17 protein-coding genes are annotated in these 17,575 nt (G+C 68.8%); 14 read left to right on the top strand and 3 right to left on the bottom strand.

What is annotated here, in order from left to right; all coding sequences use genetic code 11:
- The first annotated feature begins 43 nt into the window (after positions 1 to 43).
- On the top strand, positions 44 to 1,513 hold the full coding sequence (locus E3T49_RS13720; RefSeq protein WP_134425454.1) for a glyceraldehyde-3-phosphate dehydrogenase: 1,470 nt from the start codon (positions 44 to 46) through the stop codon (positions 1,511 to 1,513).
- A gap of 41 nt (positions 1,514 to 1,554) precedes the next feature.
- Here the strand turns inward: E3T49_RS13720 and E3T49_RS13715 are convergent, their stop codons facing one another.
- Together E3T49_RS13715 and E3T49_RS13710 are read right to left on the bottom strand one after the other, a co-directional pair.
- Positions 1,555 to 2,001, bottom strand: coding sequence for a nitroreductase family deazaflavin-dependent oxidoreductase (locus E3T49_RS13715; RefSeq protein WP_134425453.1), 447 nt, complete (start codon positions 1,999 to 2,001; stop codon positions 1,555 to 1,557).
- Between the two features lie 62 nt (positions 2,002 to 2,063).
- On the bottom strand, positions 2,064 to 2,876 hold the full coding sequence (locus E3T49_RS13710; RefSeq protein WP_134425452.1) for a metal-dependent hydrolase: 813 nt from the start codon (positions 2,874 to 2,876) through the stop codon (positions 2,064 to 2,066).
- Positions 2,877 to 3,006: 130 nt separating this feature from the next.
- Between E3T49_RS13710 and E3T49_RS13705 the strand changes: the two genes are divergently transcribed.
- From E3T49_RS13705 to E3T49_RS13670, 8 genes are all read left to right on the top strand, one after another.
- Positions 3,007 to 4,167 (top strand): dipeptidase, encoded by a 1,161-nt coding sequence (locus tag E3T49_RS13705; RefSeq protein WP_134425451.1) that lies wholly within the window; start codon positions 3,007 to 3,009, stop codon positions 4,165 to 4,167.
- Positions 4,168 to 4,225: 58 nt separating this feature from the next.
- Positions 4,226 to 4,915 carry an SGNH/GDSL hydrolase family protein gene (locus E3T49_RS13700; protein ID WP_134425450.1) on the top strand — a complete coding sequence of 230 codons (690 nt, stop codon included), beginning with the start codon at positions 4,226 to 4,228 and terminating at the stop codon, positions 4,913 to 4,915.
- A gap of 184 nt (positions 4,916 to 5,099) precedes the next feature.
- Complete coding sequence (locus E3T49_RS13695; protein ID WP_134425493.1) at positions 5,100 to 5,456, top strand: YraN family protein; 357 nt, start codon at positions 5,100 to 5,102, stop codon at positions 5,454 to 5,456.
- A complete protein-coding gene (locus E3T49_RS13690; RefSeq protein ID WP_134425449.1) occupies positions 5,456 to 6,991 on the top strand; it encodes a YifB family Mg chelatase-like AAA ATPase in 1,536 nt (511 codons plus the stop codon). Before E3T49_RS13695 ends, E3T49_RS13690 begins: the two co-directional genes overlap by 1 nt.
- Complete coding sequence (gene dprA, locus E3T49_RS13685; protein WP_134425448.1) at positions 6,988 to 8,271, top strand: DNA-processing protein DprA; 1,284 nt, start codon at positions 6,988 to 6,990, stop codon at positions 8,269 to 8,271. The genes E3T49_RS13690 and dprA overlap by 4 nt, the downstream gene beginning before the upstream one ends.
- A 250-nt stretch (positions 8,272 to 8,521) precedes the next feature.
- The gene (locus E3T49_RS13680) at positions 8,522 to 10,015 is read left to right on the top strand and encodes a DUF222 domain-containing protein (RefSeq protein ID WP_134425447.1); all 1,494 of its coding nucleotides are present in this window, start codon (positions 8,522 to 8,524) and stop codon (positions 10,013 to 10,015) included.
- Positions 10,016 to 10,459: 444 nt separating this feature from the next.
- Positions 10,460 to 11,359, top strand: a complete 900-nt coding sequence (locus tag E3T49_RS13675) for a metallophosphoesterase (protein ID WP_134425446.1) — start codon at positions 10,460 to 10,462, stop codon at positions 11,357 to 11,359.
- Positions 11,360 to 11,362: 3 nt separating this feature from the next.
- Positions 11,363 to 12,298, top strand: coding sequence for a tyrosine recombinase XerC (locus tag E3T49_RS13670; RefSeq protein WP_277613100.1), 936 nt, complete (start codon positions 11,363 to 11,365; stop codon positions 12,296 to 12,298).
- Between the two features lie 92 nt (positions 12,299 to 12,390).
- Here E3T49_RS13670 and E3T49_RS13665 read toward each other — a convergent pair whose 3' ends face one another.
- Positions 12,391 to 13,017 carry a M23 family metallopeptidase gene (locus E3T49_RS13665; protein WP_241972824.1) on the bottom strand — a complete coding sequence of 209 codons (627 nt, stop codon included), beginning with the start codon at positions 13,015 to 13,017 and terminating at the stop codon, positions 12,391 to 12,393.
- A 323-nt stretch (positions 13,018 to 13,340) separates the two neighbouring features.
- Between E3T49_RS13665 and rpsB the strand changes: the two genes are divergently transcribed.
- The 5 genes from rpsB to E3T49_RS13640 all read left to right on the top strand — a co-directional run bounded on the left by rpsB (position 13,341) and on the right by E3T49_RS13640 (position 17,563).
- Positions 13,341 to 14,252 (top strand): 30S ribosomal protein S2, encoded by a 912-nt coding sequence (gene rpsB, locus E3T49_RS13660; RefSeq protein WP_134425445.1) that lies wholly within the window; start codon positions 13,341 to 13,343, stop codon positions 14,250 to 14,252.
- A gap of 9 nt (positions 14,253 to 14,261) precedes the next feature.
- Entirely contained in the window at positions 14,262 to 15,089 is an 828-nt protein-coding gene (gene tsf, locus E3T49_RS13655; RefSeq protein ID WP_134425444.1) for a translation elongation factor Ts, read from the top strand.
- A gap of 148 nt (positions 15,090 to 15,237) precedes the next feature.
- Positions 15,238 to 15,954, top strand: coding sequence for a UMP kinase (gene pyrH / locus E3T49_RS13650; protein WP_134425443.1), 717 nt, complete (start codon positions 15,238 to 15,240; stop codon positions 15,952 to 15,954).
- 31 nt (positions 15,955 to 15,985) lie between these two features.
- Entirely contained in the window at positions 15,986 to 16,540 is a 555-nt protein-coding gene (gene frr, locus E3T49_RS13645) for a ribosome recycling factor (protein WP_134425442.1), read from the top strand.
- 15 nt (positions 16,541 to 16,555) lie between these two features.
- Positions 16,556 to 17,563, top strand: a complete 1,008-nt coding sequence (locus tag E3T49_RS13640; RefSeq protein ID WP_241972823.1) for a phosphatidate cytidylyltransferase — start codon at positions 16,556 to 16,558, stop codon at positions 17,561 to 17,563.
- Positions 17,564 to 17,575 lie beyond the last annotated feature (12 nt).

Raw genomic sequence — 17,575 nt, 5'->3', positions numbered from 1 at the left:
ACACTCGGCGCAACGATGCGGTCGAGAACGAAGGGTATGTCTTTTGCTTCAGGAATCTGATCGCGCCAGGGCCACGTGGATCAACCGGGAGGCACTCGCGGAAGCGATGATTCCCCTGATCGGTCGGCTATATCGGGAAAACGACGTCGTCACGAGCGTGCATGGTCGGGGGCTGGTGAACCAATCGGTGATCGGTCTGCTCAAAGCGCACCGTTTCGCACGGCACATCGACGACGTGGAACTGCCGCTCGAGGAGACCCTGCCGCTGCTCCAGGTGCTCAGCACGCTGCGGCTCGGCACCGCGTCGATCGACCTCGGCCGCCTCGCCATGGCGTACAAGCTGGAGGGTGCCGGACGAAGCCTGGAGGAATTCCTCCGTGCCGAGCTCGCAGACGTGGTCGACCGCCAGGGCGACTCCGTCCCCGCGGGCACGGATGTCGTCCTCTACGGTTTCGGACGGATCGGGCGGCTCCTGGCGCGCATCCTGATCGACCACGCCGGTGGCGGACAGGGGCTCCGCCTGCGGGCCGTCGTGGTGCGCCGCGGTTCCGACAACGACCTCGTCAAACGGGCGAGCCTGCTGCGCCGCGACTCGGTGCACGGCCCCTTCGAGGGCACCATCACCGTGGACCCGGTCAATAACACCATCCTCGCCAACGGCACGCTGATCCAGGTCATCTACTCCAGCGATCCGGCCACGGTCGACTACACCCGGTACGGCATCCACGACGCCGTCGTGGTGGACAATACGGGACGCTGGCGCGACGCCGAGGGACTGAGCCAGCACCTGGCCTGCCCGGGGGTCGCCCGGGTGCTGCTCACCGCGCCGGGCAAGGGCGCGTTGAAGAACATCGTGCACGGCATCAACCACGCCTCCATCACCCCGGACGACACCATCGTCACGGCGGCATCCTGCACCACCAACGCGATCACGCCCGTGCTCAAGGCCGTGAACGACCGCTTCGGCATCCGGGACGGCCACGTGGAGACGGTGCACTCGTTCACCAACGACCAGAACCTGATCGACAACTTCCACTCGGGGGACCGCCGCGGCCGCAGCGCCGCCCTGAACATGGTGCTCACCGAGACCGGGGCAGCCAAGGCCGTGGCCAAGGCGCTGCCGGAGCTGGCGGGCAAACTCACCGGCAACGCCATCCGTGTGCCCACGCCCGACGTGTCGATGGCGATCCTCAACCTCACCCTCGAGCAGGGCACCACGCGGGACGAACTCAACACGTACCTGCGCACCATGTCGCTGCACTCCGAGCTGCACAAACAGATCGACTACATCGACTCGCCCGAGGTCGTTTCGAGCGACTTCCTCGGCTCCAAGCGGGCCGGCATCGTCGACGGGCTCGCCACCATCTGCACCGACAACAAGGCCGTGCTGTACGTCTGGTACGACAACGAATACGGCTACAGCTGCCAGGTCATCCGGGTACTGGAGGAGATGGCCGGCGTGCATCCGCCGGTGTTCCCGAAGGTGCTCAGCACGCCGGCCGCCCTGGTCTGATCACCCTGGTCTGATCACAACGCCCCGCTGACCCGGTCGGGTCAGCGGGGCCGAGGCTCGCAGATCACGACCGGGATGTCCCGGCCGGTCTTCTGCTGGTACCCGTCGTAACCTCGGTAGGCAGCCACGATCTGCGGCCAGAGCTCGGCCTTCTCTTCGGGGGTCGCGGTGCGCGCCCTGAGCTTCAGGGTGTCACCGTGCACGGTCAGCTCGACGTCGGGGTTCGCAACCAAGTTGAGGTACCACTGCGGGTGGCGGTCGTCACCGCCCTTCGAGGCGATCAGAACGAAGCGCCGGTTCCCGTGCACGGGGGCGGTGAGCATGGTCGTGCGGCGCTTGCCGCTGGACCGGCCGATGGTGTGCAGTTCGACCGCCGGCATCGATCCGAACGAAGACAGCAGGCGCCCGCCGGAGGCCTTCAGCACCGCGCGGTGCAGCACGCTCATCGTCTTCATCTGCAGATCCGTCAGCTGATTGCGCAGTCCCATGCCTCCAGCCTAGGAGATGGCCGGTCGCCGGGCGACGGATGGCCGGGCGAACTCCGGCGGCGCTACAGCGGCAGCGCCGCCGCGATATCCACGAGCACCGATGCCAGGTCCACGTCCCAGGTCTCCAACAGTGCGAACAGTATGCCGTAGCCGGCATAGACGGTGACCGGGATGAGCAGCAGCCATTCCCGCAGGGAGCCGGCGTTGCCGAGCAGCGGCACGGCCAGGTAGCCGCCGGACGACCACAGGTTGTCGAGCACCGGCACCTTCCGCCACCATCGGGGCGGTTTCGGGATCCAGGGCCAGAACAGGGGCAGCCCGCCCGTGGTGAGCAGGTCGCCGAGCAGGTGCACGCCGTAGCCCAGCGTGACGCAGACCACGAACCACGACTGCTGCTCCGGGGCGAAGACGGCGATGAAGGCCGCCACCGCGAAGCCGATCAGCCACGCCACCCCCCACTTCTTATTCGACAGACCCAGCACCTTGGCCGCGAACGCGATCGCGGCGGCGCTCATCAGGGCCGGGCCCACGCGCACCGGCTCCGTCGCCCACACCGGTTCCCAGAGCACCAGCCCGATCACGGTGGCGAGCAGCCAGGCCGAGGCGAGGCCGAGCAGGCTGTGCAGACCGTGCCGGTGACCGCCGGAGGCTCGGGAGATCCCGGTGGTGACCAGCCGGCCGAGCACGGGCACGGACTGGGAGATGGTGGCTGAGTTGTGGTCGGCGTCGGCCAGGAGAGCCGCCCCGGCGCAGAGCAGAGCGCCGGCGATCGTGCCCACTGGCGTGACGGGGAAGAGGCCGAGGCCGTGGCCGGCGGTCGCCGTCACGGCGACCCAGGCGGCGGCGCCGGTCATGGCATGGTGCGCACCCATCATGAGAGCGGGTCCTAACTGGTTCAGGCTGTCTGTTGCGGGCCGTCGGGGATATGCCGGACCCCGACCGGGCCGATACAACTGTAGGCGGCTTCCATCCCCCGCCCGTGCCGGCCGGCACTAGCGTGGTGTCATGAGCACACCAGTTCCTCCCGGGCCCGCGGTCGCCGCGGCATTCGGCGCAGCGTCTGTCGCCGCGGCATCCGCTCGGGCATCCGTCGTCGTGGAGCAGGCGCTCGCCCTGGCACCACTGATCGACGGCCACAACGACTGGGCGTGGGAGTGCCGCGAGGCCCGGGATTACTCCGTGGAGGGACTCGAGGGCGGGCTGGCCTCCGACACCGACATCGAGCGGCTCCGGGCCGGACGGGTCGGGGCGCAGTTCTGGTCGGTCTACGTCAGCGACGACCACGTCGGCGCCGACGCCGTGCAGGGCACACTCGAGCAGATCGACTGGGTCTACCGCCTCGCCGCGCGCTACCCCGACGACTTCGCCATCGCGCGGAGCGCCTTCGAGGTGGAGGCCGCCCGCGCCGCCGGACGCATCGCCTCGCTGCTGGGCGCCGAGGGCGGGCACAGCCTCAACGATTCCCCTGCCGTGCTGCGCATGTTCGCCCGGCTCGGTGTGCGCTACCTCACCCTCACCCATGTGCACAACACGACCTGGGCCGATTCGGGTACCGACGAACCCGTGCACGGCGGCCTCAACGCGAGGGGCGTCGACTACGTGCGCGAACTGAACAGGCTGGGCATGCTGGTCGACCTCTCCCACGTCTCCCCGGCCACAGCGCACGCGGCGCTCGACGCGACCGACTCGCCCGTCATTTTCAGCCACAGCTGCTGCCTGGCGCTGAGTGACCACCCGCGCAATGTGCCCGACGACGTACTGGGGCGTCTGGCGGCCAACGGCGGAGTGTTCATGCTCACCTTCGTGCCCCAGTTCCTGTCCGAGGACTACTCCGTGTGGTTCGAGGGCGACCAGGCCGGCCCCGCCCCCGTCGTGACGCTGACGGATGTCGCCGATCACATCGAGCACGCCCGCCGTGTCGCCGGCGTGGCCCACATCGGCCTCGGCGGCGACTTCGACGGCACCGACGAGTTTCCCGCCGGACTCGAGGGCGTCGACGGCTACCCCGGTCTGCTCGGCGAACTGGCCCGCCGCGGCTGGCCTGCCGCCGACCTCGCCGCGCTGGCCGGTGCCAACGTGCTGCGGGTGCTGCGCGAGACGGATGCCATGTTCGCGGACGCCGGGAACGCGGCATCCGGTGCATCGGTGCCCCGGCTGGTGCGCTGAGCATGCCGGGACCGAGCGTGCGACCAAACCGCGGAAACCGTGCCTCCGAATCAGTGTCATGACACCTCGACGACACCCTGCCCTCTGGATCGCCGCCGCCGTGTTGCTGGCGGCGGTCGTCGCTGTGGCCGGCGGCGTCCTGATCCGCGGCCAGGGCGAGGCCGGTCCCGGAGCCGCGAACCGCGCCCCCGGCGAGATCGTGGTGGCGTTCTACGGCGACTCCTACACGCGCGGGATGGGGGCGTCGGCGCCGGAACTGCGCTGGTCGACCATCGTCTCGTCCGGGCGCGGCTGGACCGAGGTCAACCCGAGCCGTGACGGCCTCGGCTTCGTGAACAACCGCAGGTCGGGCGACGACATCGTCGACCAGGTGATCGCCGCCCGGCCGGACGTGGTGATCAGCACCATGGGCCTCAACGACAACTTTTCGATGCCGGCCCGTGCCGACGAGATCGAGGCGGCGGTCATCCGTGACTTCGAGAGGATCCGGGAGGCACTTCCCGAGGCACGCATCATCGCCGTGGAACCGTTCTGGTACACCGACGAGCGGCCGGAATCCGTGGAGCAGATCATCGGATGGGTGCGGGCGGCCGCGCTCGAAGTCGATGCCGACTACATCGCCGGCGCCTCACACTGGCTCGACGGGCACCCCGAGTGGATGGCCGATGACGGCCTGCACCCCAACGACGCCGGCAATGCCGCCATCGCCGAGCGGATGGACGCAGAACTGACCGCCCTCGGCCTGTAGCCGGCGAACCGACACCTTTGAGGGGTGCTCCGCCGCTCCCACCCCTCAAAGGTGTCGGTTCGTGCCAGTGGTGGGCACCAGCGGCCGGTCCTCCCCAGTGGGAGCGGCAGCGGTGAGCGCACAGTCTGCCGGCCGCGCGAGTGCCGGAGGTGCCGGCCCGCCACGCTGGGCTGCGGAGGTGCACGTGGCACGCAAAGACGAACTGGGCAGGCAGGGCGAGGAGTGCGCCGCGCTCTTCCTCGCCGCCGCCGGCTACCGGGTGGTGGAGCGCAACTGGCGCTGCGCGCAGGGCGAGATCGACCTGGTCGCCGAAATCGGGGGAGAGGTCGTCTTCGTCGAGGTGAAGACGCGCTCCGGAACCCGGTTCGGGCATCCGTTCGAGGCCATCACCGTCGCCAAGCTCGCGCGGCTGCGTCGCCTCGCGGCCGCCTGGTGCGAGCAGGCGGAGGCCCGGCCACCCCGCATCCGCGTCGACGCGATCGCCGTGATCATCCGCCCCGGTGTCGAACCCGTGATCGAGCACCTGAAGGGGGTGTTCTGATGGGGCTCGCGCGCACGCATGCGGTGGCCCTGGTCGGGCTGACCGGGGCACTGGTCGAGGTGGAGGCCGACATCTCCGGGCAGCTGCCGGGCATCATCCTGATCGGGCTGCCCGATGCGGCCCTGTCGGAGGCCACCGAGCGCGTGCGTGCTGCAGCGAAGAACTCCGGCTGCCCGCTCACCCGCAACAAGCTCACCATCAACCTGTCCCCGGCGTCGCTGCCCAAGCACGGGTCGGGCTTCGACCTGGCCATCGCGCTGGCCTGCCTCGGGGCCGACCAGGTGGTGTCTCCCGCATCCGTGGGCCGGGTGGTGCACATCGGTGAACTGGCCCTCGACGGGCGGCTACGACCGACGCCGGGCATGCTGCCGGCGGTGATCGCCGCGTCCCGGCTGGGGCACGAGACCGTCATGGTCCCGGCCGGCAATGTGGAGGAGGCCTCGCTCGTGCCGGGGGTGCGCGTGATCGGCGTCGCCTCCCTCCGTGACGCGGCGATCTGGCACGGGGCCGACCTCGAACCCGTGCAGGTCGACCCCATCCCGGCGCCCGACGATGCGGCGGCGGAGACGTCCGAACCGGACCTGGCCGACATCGTGGGCAACGACGACGCGATCCTGGCCCTGCAGATCGCCGCGGCCGGCGGTCATCATGTGTTCATGGTCGGGCCTCCCGGCGCCGGCAAGACCATGCTGGCGGCCCGGTTGCCGGGGCTGCTGCCCGACCTCGACCCCGAGGCCTCCCTCGAGGTCAGCTCCATGCGATCGCTCAGCGGCCGGGGCGTGGGGCACACCCTGATCACCCGGCCTCCGCTCGAGGCGCCGCATCACACGGCCACAGCGGCGGCCATGGTCGGCGGTGGCAGCGGCCAGATCCGGCCGGGTGCCGCGGCACGGGCCTCGCACGGCGTACTCTTCCTCGACGAGGCCCCCGAATTCGCCTCCGCGGTGCTCGACGCGCTCCGGCAGCCGCTGGAATCGGGGGTGATCAGCATCCACCGCGCCAACGGTGTCGCGCATTTCCCAGCCCGCTTTCAACTCGTGATGGCCGCCAACCCGTGCCCCTGTGGCCAGTACGGCGCCGCCGACCTGGACTGCACCTGCCCGCCGAGTTCCCGGCGACGGTACCTGGCCCGCATCTCCGGCCCGCTGCTTGACCGCATCGACATCCAGCTCAAGGTGCAGCGCATCACCGCGGCCCAGCTGCGCATGGCCACCGAGACACCTCGCCAGGTGAGCGCTGTCGCCCGGAAACGGGTGGTTGAAGCCCGGTCCGCCGCCGCGGAGCGTCTCTCCGGCACCCCGTGGACACTGAACTCCGCTGTGCCCGGGCCGTGGCTGCGCGGATCCCAGGCCCGTCTCGGCGGCGCGGCCACAGCGACCCTCGACCGCGCGCTCGAACGCGGCGGCATCACCATGCGCGGCTACGACCGGGTGCTCCGAGTGGCGTGGTCGATTGCCGATCTTGAGGGCGTCGCCCGGCCGGGCATCGAACAGGTAGGGCAGGCACTGTACCTGCGGAAGGGAATGACGTCATGATGCTGTTCGGGCTGGAGGAAGCCACGGTGGTCGACTTGACCGGGGGCGTGCGGGCATCCGTCGGGTCCGCATCGCCGGAGGCCGCGGAGGCCACGGATGCCACGGATGCAGCGGCCGCCGCCGACGTGTTCGCTCGCGCCGCCTGGACCGGCATCGCAGAGCCGGGAGACGCCGCTGCCGGACTGCTGGTGCAGGGCCTGGGGGCCGGGCCGGCGCTCACGGCCGTACTCGACGTCTGGTCGGGTGCCCGGCTCGCGCACGCCGTGGCGGCCACGGGGGTGCCGCTGACCGATGACCTTCCGGCCCTGCTCGAGCAGGGACTGCAGCGGTGGCGACCACGGCTGTCGTCGGCTGAGGTGATTCGGTCCCTGCAGCAGGCGGCCCGGGTGTCCGCCCGGCTCCTGGTGCCCACCGACCCGACCTGGCCCGCGGGTGTCGACGACCTCGGGCTGCACGCGCCGATCGCGCTCTGGTGGAGGGGGGTCCCGACGGCTCTGACCGCGCTGTCCAACTCGATCGCGCTGGTCGGTGCCCGCGCGGCAACCGGCTACGGCGAGCACGTGGCGATGGAAGCCTCCGCCGGGCTCGTCGACCGGGGCTTCCTGATCGTCTCCGGGGCCGCGTACGGCATCGACGGAATGGCGCACCGGGCAGCCCTGGCGAGTTCCGGGCTGACCGTGGCCTTCCTCGCCGGGGGAGTGGACCGCTATTACCCCAGCGGGCACGATGCCCTGCTCAGTCGCATCGCGACCAGTGGCGCCATCCTGTCCGAGCTGCCCTGCGGGGCCGCACCCACCAAGTGGAGATTTCTTCAACGTAATCGGCTGATCGCCGCCGCCAGCGCGGCTACCGTCGTGCTCGAGGCCGGCTGGCGCTCCGGGTCGCTCAACACAGCCGGGCACGCGGCGGCGCTCGGACGCCCGCTGGGCGCCGTGCCGGGACCGGTCACCTCGCCGACCTCGGCCGGCTGCCACCGGCTGATCCGTGAATACGACGCCGTGTGCGTGACCACGGCCGAGGAGATGGCCGAACTCGTCGGCGAACGGATGCTGAGCCTCACCCTCGATCTGCCAGGCTCCGACGGCCAGTCAGGGTTCGACGCCCGCACGAGTGATCAGGTACGCGTTTTCGACGCCCTGAGCACGCGGGCCGCGCGCACCGTGCCCGACATCGCTCGCCGGGCCGGCCTGTCGGTCAGCGCCGTGCAGGGATCGCTCGGCGCCCTCGACCTCGAGGGGGCGGTGCTCGAGAAGGAGACAGGCTGGGTGCGCGGACGCTAGACCGTGGTCGAGCCCCACTTCCGGTGGTCGAGCCTGTCGAGACCCGGTGGTCGAGCTCGTCGAGACCCCGGTGGTCGAGCCCCACTCCCGGTGGTCGAGCCTGTCGAGACCCGGCGAGCCAACTCGGTGGTCGAGCCTGTCGAGACCCGGCGAGCCGACCCTTGACTGCTTAGTACACAACTTCGATTATGATACGTAAATACGTGACAGACTCTCGACTACGCGTACTAACTCTGCTAATTCTCAAACCATGACCACCACCGCAGACGACCTCAGAACGGCAACGGATGCCGTCGCTCGCCTGGGCTCGTCCTGCGCCGACTACGAGGCCCTGCCCGACGCCGAGGTGCTGGCCGGTCAGAGGCAGATCGCGGCCGCGCGCCGCCTCTTGGATGCCCGCTCCGCCTGGATGGCGGCAACCATCGCCCGTCGCTCCCGGCCCGAGCTCGGCCACTCCGGTCTCGCCGCGCAGCAGGGGTTCCTCTCGCCCGAGGCACTCATCCAGACGGTGACCGGCTCAACGAAGAACGATGCGTTCAAGCTCGTCGCGGTCGGCACGATGATGGCCGATGCCGGGGCGGCGGAGAAACTGGTCGAGGCTGCTTTGGAATCATCCGATGTGGATGCCGCCGCGGTCGCTTCTTTCGCCGCGAAGGTGCCGTGGCAGGCGCCGATCGCCCGGGCCGTCACCGACGGCACCCTCTCGGTCGATGCGGCCGAGTCGATCCGTACCGGCCTCGGCCAGATCGATGCCGCGGTCACCGCCGACAAGCTCGGCACCGCCCTCGAGGCGCTCCTTGTCGAGGCGGCGTCGCTGAATGTCGACCAGGTCTTCAAACTCGCCCGGCGCCTGCGCGACCAGCTCGACGAGGCCGGCATCGCCGCCCGGGAGAAGCAGGCCCACGACGACCGGTTCCTGCGGGTCTACCGGCTCGGCAACGGCAAGGTGCGCCTGCACGGGCTCTTCGCCCCGGAAGACGGCGAGTTCGTGCTCTCCACGTTCGACTCGATCACGAGCCCCCGCCGCGGCGGGGTGCGGTTCGTCGACAAGGAGAAGGCCGCCTGGGCGAAACGTGTGCAGGATGACCCCCGTACCACGGAGCAGATCGCCGCTGACGCCCTGGTTCAGCTGCTGAAGATCGCTGGGGAGGCCGACCAGGGCCGCGTCTTCGGCGGCCGCCGCCCCTCGGTGCGGGTCATCGTCACCGAGAAGGCCCTGAAGTCGGGCCAGCCGGGACAGCCGGCCCCGTGCCAGGCGGCCCAGGGCGGACCGGTTACGGCCGAAGCCGCCGAAACCCGCGAAGCAGCCGCCGCTCACGGTCAGATCGAGGGCAACCCCGTCCCGATCTCGCAGGAAACCATCGACCGGCTGCTCTGCGACACCGGAACCCGCGGCATCCAGGTTGACGACACCGGACAGATCATCAACGTCGGCCGTGACCAACGTCTCTTCACCGAAGCACAGCGCGCCGCGATGGGGGTCCGCGACGGCGGCTGCCGTTGGGTCGACTGCGACCGATCACCCGCGTGGACCGAAGCGCACCACATCAACGAATGGCTCGCCGAAAACGGCTACACCGACCTTGCCGACGGAATACTCCTCTGCCACCCGCACCACCTGCTGCTACACAACCAGCACTGGAGCATCATCCGCACCGGCAACGACTACTGGCTCAAACCACCCGTCGACGTCGACCCGGAACAAACCCTGATCGCGCTGCCGAGCAAACGGGCGGCCCTGTAGGTGTGGCCCCTGGCCCCTGGCCCCGGGTCTCGACAGGCTCGACCACCGTCGTGGGAGCCTCTGGAGGGCGGGTCGCCGGGTCTCGACAGGCTCGACCTGCGTCGTGGGTGCCGCTGGAGGGCGGGTCGCCGGGTCTCGACAGGCTCGACCGGCGTCGTGGGTGCCGCTGGAGGGCGGGTCGCCGGGTCTCGACAGGCTCGACCACCGTCGTGGGAGCCTCTGGAGGGCGGGTCGCCGGGTCTCGACAGGCTCGACCTGCGTCGTGGGTGCCGCTGGAGGGCGGGTCGCCGGGTCTCGACAGGCTCGACCGGCGTCGTGGGTGCCGCTGGAGGGCGGGTCGCCGGGTCTCGACAGGCTCGACCCGGGCGCCGTGCTGGGCGACACCAGATGCCGCCGGACGTCGGTGGCACACCGTAGTCTGGCGGCACCGACGAAAGGGGAGCCATGTCCGCCGTGCAACTGGGCCAGTACCCGCCCGCTTCACACCTCATTGCGCACATCAGCGACACCCATTTCCTGGCCGGCAACCGGGCACTCTACGGAACGGTCGACACCGACGGGCCTGTCCGCCAGGCCATGGAGCAGCTGGAACGTTCCGGACTGCGCCCCGACGCCCTGCTGTTCACCGGGGACATTGCCGACCGGGGCGAGGCCGACGCCTATTGCCGGATTCGGGACATTGTGGAGGCAGCCGCCGAACGTCTGGGTGCACCGGTGATTTGGGTGATGGGCAATCACGACAAGCGCGAAGCGTTCCGCACCGAGCTTCTGCGTGAGACCGGTTCCGCCCAGCCGGTCGACCGGGTTGTCGACCTCGACGGAGTGCGCGTCGTGGCCCTGGACACCAGCGTGCCCGGATACCACCACGGCGATCTGTCGGATGCGCAGCTGGACTGGCTGGCAGATGTGCTCAGCGACCCGGCTCCGCACGGCACCCTGCTCGCTCTGCATCATCCGCCGCTTCCCACGCTGCTGCCTCTGATGAGCATTCTCGAGCTGCGCGGTCAGGCCCGTCTGGCCGAGGTGGTCGCCGGCACAGACATCCGGGCCATTCTGGGCGGCCATCTGCACCACGCCACCACCGGGCTGTTCGCCGGAATCCCCGTATCGGTTGCCGCGGCCACCTGCTACACAATCGACCCCACCGGCCCGACCCGAGAACTCACCGGGGTGCAGGGCGGCCAGTCCATCAACCTCGTGCACGTCTACGAGGACCAGATCGTGCACTCTCTGGTGCCTCTGGGCGATTTCCCGGGGGCCACCCACTTCGATGCCGCCTTCGTGGCCCGCATCGAGGCGCTCAGCCCGGACGAACGCACCGAAGCGTTCTCCCGGCAGGTGTGACCGGTGCCGTCACCGGTGCCCGGGTCGTTGCAGGCGCAGCTCGACGACTTCATGGTCTACCTTGCCGTGGAGAGGGGCTTCTCTGTGCACACCGTGCGCGCCTACCGCACCGATCTCGCCGGCCTGGTCGCGTTCGCCGCCGGTCGCGACGTGGTCGCAGCCGATGGACTGAGTCTGGAACTGCTCCGGGACTGGCTCTGGGTGGGAACGCAGCAGGGGCTCGCCCGTGCGACCATCGCGCGGCGATCCGCGTCCGCCCGCAGTTTCACGGCCTGGCAGGCCCGCACGGGCGCCAGTGCGGCCGACCCCGCGGTGCGGCTGCGTTCACCGAAGCCCGGCCGCCCGCTCCCGAGAGTGATCAACCACGCCCAGATGCAGCAGCTGCTCACCCACCTCGAGCTGCGCGCAGCGAGCCAGGACCCAGCCGCTCTGCGTGAACTTGCGCTCGTCGAACTGCTCTACGCGTCGGGGCTGCGGGTCTCCGAACTGATCGGCCTCGATGTAGCCGACATCGACCTGCACCGACTCACCGTGCGGGTCACCGGCAAAGGCGACAAGGAACGGGTGGTTCCCTTCGGCGTCCCGGCCCAGACCGCGATCCTCGGCTACCTCGACCGGGGCCGACCGGCACTCGCCGCACATGCCGGCACGGTGCCCCCGACCCGCGCACTGTTCCTCGGCACCCGGGGTCAGCGCCTCGGGGTGCGGGCCGTCTACCGGTTGGTCGCCACCCTGCTCGCGGATGTTCCGGGCAACGGTCCGGCCGGCCCGCACGCGTTGCGGCACACCGCAGCCACCCACCTGCTCGACGGCGGAGCGGATCTACGCGCCGTTCAGGAGCTTCTGGGCCATGCGAGCCTGGGCACCACTCAGATCTACACTCATGTCTCCGCGGAGCGGCTCAAACAGAGCTACCGCACCGCGCACCCGCGCGCCTGACACCCGCGAGCCTGACACCCGCGAGTCTGACACCCGCGAGTCTGACACCCGTGCGGCCGGCCCTGCATGGCCCGCCCCGGCACGGCAGTCGCCTAGGGAGGTGGCGGTAGCAGCACCGCCCGCGGAACGCCGACGAGATACAAGAGCGGAGTGACGTAGCCACCGTGCAGCCGGGCGCCGAAGTGCAGGCACCGCCCGGCGCAGTGCCCGCCGTCAGCCACCTGCCCGACGGGTTGCCCGGCCGTGACCCGGTCGCCGACCGCGACGCCGGCCGACACGGGCTCGAAACTGGACACCAGCCCGTCGGCGTGCTCGATGGAGAGCACGGGACGATCGACCACCACGCCGGCGAAGGAGACGACGCCGTCGGCCGGGGAGAGCACGTCCAGGCCCGGCACCGCGACCAGGTCCAGGCCTCGGTGACCGGGGGAGTAAACGGTGGCCGGCGCCTGGAAGGACCGCAGCACCGGATGCGGAGGAGCCAGAGGCCAGAGCCAGCTTCCCGCCAGGTCCGGTGCAGACAGTGCCGGGGCAACCGGTTCGCCGGGTTTCCCGGCACGCGGACCGGTGTGGGGCACGCCATCGGCACCCGCCACCCTTTCGGCACCCGCCACCCTGTCGGCACCCGCCACCCTGTCGGCACCGCCGGGGTCCATGACGGACAGCAGAACCAGCGGCAGCACCAGCAGAGCAGCGATGGACAGACGGAAGAGATTCATGCTCCCACGTTGCGTCACTCGTTTCGTTCATGGCCCACGCGTGAGGCATCCGTGGCGGCGGCCGGATTCATCCCGGCTGGGGAGGGATGCCCGCACCTGTCGCCGCGCGCGGGCCACCTCCCGTGGGTGCTAAACTCTTCCAAGCAGCGCTTCGTGCGCTGACTACGCGTGCCCATTCGGCCTCCAGACCCACTCGGTCCTCGCTTCTTTCAGAAGCTGGGCGGTTCTGTGCCGGGCACCAGGAGTAGTGGTCATCCGATCACGACACAAACCGATTGGCGTTCGTCTGCTTCGCAGCGCGCGCCGGACAAGGAGAACGGCTCATGGCCGTCGTAACCATTCGCCAGCTGCTCGACAGCGGCGTGCACTTCGGGCACCAGACCCGCCGTTGGAACCCGAAGATGAAGCGCTTCATCTTCACCGAGCGTTCCGGCATCTACATCATCGACCTGCAGCAGTCGCTCGGGTTCGTTGACAAGGCCTATGACTTCGTCAAGGAGACGGTTGCCCACGGCGGCACCATCCTCTTCGTCGGAACGAAGAAGCAGGCGCAGGAATCGATCGCCGAACAGGCGATCCGCGTGGGCCAGCCCTACGTCAACCAGCGCTGGCTCGGTGGCCTCCTCACCAACTTCCAGACCGTTTCCAAGCGTCTGGCCCGCATGAAAGAGCTCGAAGAGCTCGACTTCGAGGACACCGCCAAGAGCGGTTTCACGAAGAAGGAAATGCTCATCAAGAAGCGCGAGCTCGTCAAGCTTCACAAGAGCCTCGGCGGAATCCGCAACCTCACGAAGACGCCGTCGGCGCTGTGGGTTGTGGACACCAACAAGGAGCACCTCGCCATTGACGAGGCCCGCAAGCTCGGCATCCCCGTCATCGCGATCCTCGACACCAACTGCGACCCGGACGACGTCCAGTACCCGATCCCGGGCAACGACGACGCCATCCGCTCCGTCGGCCTGCTGACCCGCATCATCGCGGACGCCGCAGCCGAGGGCCTCATCCAGCGTCACGCCAAGCCGGAGGCCGAAATCGAGCCTCTCGCCGCGTGGGAAGCCGAACTCCTGGCCGCTCCGGCCGAGACCACCCCGGCAGCTGACGAGACCGTCGCCACCGAGACCGTCGTTGCTGAGCCGGCCACCGAAGAGGTTGCCGTCGAAGCCCCCGCTGCAGAAGCAGAAGCAGAAGCCGCAACCGAGGTTGCAGCCGACGCTCCCGCCGAAGAAACCAAGTAAGGACTAAGCATGGCAAGCATCAGCCTCGCAGACGTCAAAGCGCTGCGCGAGCGTCTCGGTACCGGCATGGTCGACACCAAGAACGCCCTCGTTGAAGCAGACGGCGACATGGAAAAGGCCGTCGAACTCCTCCGGATGAAGGGTGCGAAGGGCAACGCCAAGCGCGCCGACCGTTCCACTTCCGAGGGACTCGTCGCCGCCAAGGAAATCGGCAACACTGCCACCCTGATCGAGCTCGCCTGCGAGACCGACTTCGTCGCCAAGGGTGACAAGTTCGTCGCGCTGGCGGACAAGGTCCTGGACGCGGTCGCCGCTGCCGGCGCCACCACGGTCGAAGAGGGCCTGGCCGCTCCGGTCGACGCCCAGACCGTCGGCCAGCTCATCGACGGCGAAGCCGCGATCATCGGCGAGAAGTTCGAACTTCGCCGCGTCGCATCCGTCACCGGTGAGAAGTTCGCGATCTACCTGCACAAGACCAGCAAGGACCTGCCCCCGCAGGTCGGCGTTGTTCTCGGCTACACCGGAGACGACGCAGACACCGCGCGCAGCGTGGCTCAGCACATCTCCTTCGCGAACCCCGAGTACCTCGCTCGCGAAGACGTTCCCGCCGACGCCGTTGAGGCTGAACGCCGGATCGTCACCGAGATCTCGAAGAACGAGGGCAAGCCGGAAGCGGCGCTGCCCAAGATCGTCGAGGGTCGCGTCACCGCGTACTTCAAGCAGGTCGCATTGCTCGAGCAGGACTACGCCAAGGACAACAAGTTGTCCGTCAGCAAGGTCCTGGCCGACGCCGGACTGACCGTGTCGGGCTTCGCCCGATTCAAGGTCGGCGCGTAACCGGACGTTTGATTCACTGAGGGAGATCGGGTTGCAGTCGCAATCCGGTCTCCTTCTCTGTGTGGGCACCCAGTACTCCACGCAGTAGCTTTAGAAGAAGCACAGAACACCGAACGCAGAGCCAGCACAACGGGAAGAAGCGCACAGCATGTCAGACACGGTCAAGAAGCGCAGGGTCCTCCTCAAACTTTCCGGTGAAGCGTTCGGGGCAGGCAGCCTCGGCGTTAACCCCGACGTGATCAGCGCCCTCGCACGGGAGATCGCCGAAGCGGCCAAGCAGGTCGAGATCGCGATCGTCGTCGGTGGCGGCAACTTCTTCCGCGGCGCCGAACTATCCCAGCGCGGCATGGACCGAGGCCGGGCCGATTACATGGGCATGCTCGGGACCGTCATGAACGCCCTCGCCCTGCAGGACTTCCTCGAGCAGGCCGGCGCGGAGACGCGAGTGCAGTCCGCCATAGCCATGACTCAGGTCGCCGAACCGTACATCCCGCGCCGCGCGGAGCGCCACCTCGAAAAGGGTCGCGTCGTCATCTTCGGCGCCGGCGCCGGGTTGCCCTACTTCTCGACCGATACGGTCGCCGCCCAGCGGGCCCTCGAGATCGACGCTGAAATCGTGCTCGTCGCCAAGAACGGCGTCGACGGCGTCTACTCCGACGACCCGCGCACCAACCCCGACGCGCACAAGATCGACCGCATCACGTATCAGGACGCCCTGCAGCGCGGCCTGAAGGTCGTCGACTCAACCGCGTTCAGCCTGTGCATGGACAACGGGATGCCGATGCAGGTCTTCGGCATGGCCCCGCACGGCAACGTGACCGCCGCCATTCTCGGCGCCGATCTGGGAACCCTCGTCTCCAACTAAGCTTGTCAATGCCATCGAAGAAGGAGTCACCGTGATCACGGATGTTCTGTCCGACGCCACCGCCCGCATGAACAAGGCCGTCGAAGCCGCCAAGGACGACTTCGCGACCGTGCGAACCGGACGAGCGAACCCGCAGATGTTCGCCAAGATCCTGGTCAACTACTACGGCACGCAGACACCGCTGGAACAGCTCGCATCCCTGCAGAACCAGGAAGCACGCACGCTCCTGATCGGGCCGTACGACAAGGGTGCCCTGCGCGACATCGAGCAGGCCATCCGCGACACCCCGAACCTGGGCGCCAACCTCGGCAACGACGGCAACGTCATCCGTGCGACCCTGCCGGAGCTCACGGCCGACCGTCGCAAGGAATACGTCAAGATCGTGCGCACCAAGGCGGAAGACGCCAAGGTGTCCGTGCGTAACCTGCGCCGCAAGGCCAAGGACGAGCTCGAAGACCTGAAGAGCGAAGTGGGTGACGACGACGTGGCACGCGCTGAAAAGGAACTCGAGCTCATCACCAAGGCGCACGTGGACGCCATCGACGACGCACTCAAGCGCAAAGAAGCCGAACTCCTCGAGATCTAAGGACCAGCCAGCCTCATGACGGAAGATTCAGGCGATTCAGGCGATTCAGGCGATTCACGTCAGGGGCTGCCCGGCAAGCGCGAGCGTGGCGTCAGCCGTGCCGAATTCCGCGCCCAGATGCAGTCGAAACGGGTCGAACTCGAGCGTCAGATGCTGGCGACCCGGGCTCAACTGGATGCCACCCAGGAACGGATCCAGGCGCGCACCGGGCGTAATCTGATCCTGGCCACCCTGATCGGGCTCGCTCTGGGCCTTTTCATGCTGTTCAGCCTGATCTTCATCAAAGACCTATTCATGGTCTGCGCGATCGCATTCGTGGGCTTCACCGCCTTCGAACTGGCTCAGGCACTCCGTCATGCCGGGCGCAACGTTCCGCGGGTCCCGGTGGTGCTGGCGTCCGTAGGGGTCGTTCCAGCCGCGTTCTACCTCGGTGCGGCAGGCCAGTGGTTGGCCACGCTCGCCGGGATCGTACTGATCGGGCTGTGGCGCGTCGCCCTCCTGCTCTGGAAGAACCACCGCGCTCCGGCGAAGGATGTGCTCGGTGACATCGGCGGCGGCTTCCTGATCCAGTCGTATGTCGTGTTCCTGGGCAGTTTCTCGGTACTCCTGGTCGCCCAGCCCGATGGGCAGTGGTGGACGCTCGCCTTCCTCCTGCTGGTGATCTCCTCCGACACGGCGGCCTACGCCGCCGGCCTGAGCTTCGGCAAGCACCGCATGGTTCCCACGATCAGCCCGAAGAAGACCTGGGAGGGGTTCGCCGGAGCGGGCATTGCCTGCCTCGGTGTCGGTGTGCTGCTGTCCGTGTTCATGCTCGGCCAGCCCTGGTGGTTCGGCCTGATCTTCGGTGCGGTCATGCTGCTCAGCGCCACCTTCGGCGACCTGGCCGAATCCCTGATCAAGCGAGACCTCGGCATCAAGGACATGAGTTCGTGGCTGCCCGGGCATGGCGGATTCCTGGACCGACTCGACTCCATCCTGCCGTCGGCCGCAGCCGCCTACGCCCTCTACCTGATTTTCGCCTAGCTGACTTTCGGT

Origin of the sequence: Cryobacterium cryoconiti, assembly GCF_004403065.1 — a bacterium.
Taxonomy (GTDB): Bacteria; Actinomycetota; Actinomycetes; order Actinomycetales; family Microbacteriaceae; genus Cryobacterium; species Cryobacterium cryoconiti.
This window is presented reverse-complemented; position numbering and strand designations above follow the sequence as displayed.